The organism is Vibrio sp. 10N.222.49.C9, from assembly GCF_041474985.1.
Classification (GTDB): Bacteria; Pseudomonadota; Gammaproteobacteria; order Enterobacterales; family Vibrionaceae; genus Vibrio; species Vibrio crassostreae_C.
The window spans coordinates 1-532 of record NZ_JBFRVD010000571.1 but is presented as its reverse complement, the minus strand read 5'-3'; the positions used below and the strand labels follow the sequence as shown (position 1 = coordinate 532).

Annotated in this window: 1 protein-coding gene and 1 pseudogene; one reads left to right on the top strand and one right to left on the bottom strand. The window is 45.3% G+C overall.

The window, feature by feature from the left end; translation table 11 throughout:
• On the top strand, positions 1-187 hold a 187-nt coding region (locus AB4585_RS24530; protein WP_372171359.1), incomplete at its 5' end, for a hypothetical protein.
• Here the strand turns inward: AB4585_RS24530 and AB4585_RS24525 are convergent.
• Positions 176-532, bottom strand: a pseudogene (locus tag AB4585_RS24525) (aspartate aminotransferase family protein); the annotation flags it as partial. The gene AB4585_RS24530 and the pseudogene AB4585_RS24525 overlap by 12 nt on opposite strands.

Below are 532 nucleotides of genomic sequence, written 5' to 3'. Positions count from 1 at the left end.
AACCAGTAGCGCAGCAATTAATAGCCATTGGCTAGACGTGAGTTGGAATCTTTTTGGCACTTTGAACGGCCCACTTATAGTGTTTGTGATGATAAATCATAGCGTTATGCAACATGAATCGCTAGAAATAAAAAAGGAGCCAGCAGGCTCCTTATTCACAATGTACAGCGGGTTATTAAGCAGCTAAAGCGGCAAAACAACGATCAGCAGCAGCGAGGGTTTGCTCAATATCGTCATCAGAGTGAGACAGAGAGGTAAAGCTTGCCTCAAACGCTGATGGCGCAAGGTAAACGCCCTCTTCTAGCATCAGATGGAAGAAGCGTTTGAATCGCTCAACATCGCACTTCGCCACTTCTTCGTAGCAGTTAACTTGCTGCTGATCAGTAAAGAAGAAACCAAACATACCGCCTACTTGGCTCACCAGTAGCGGGATGCCATGCTTGTCAGCACGCTCTTTGAAACCTTGAGCTAATTTCGCTGTGATTTCATTAAGACGCTCTTCGTTACCTGCTTGTGCTAATTGAGTTAGACA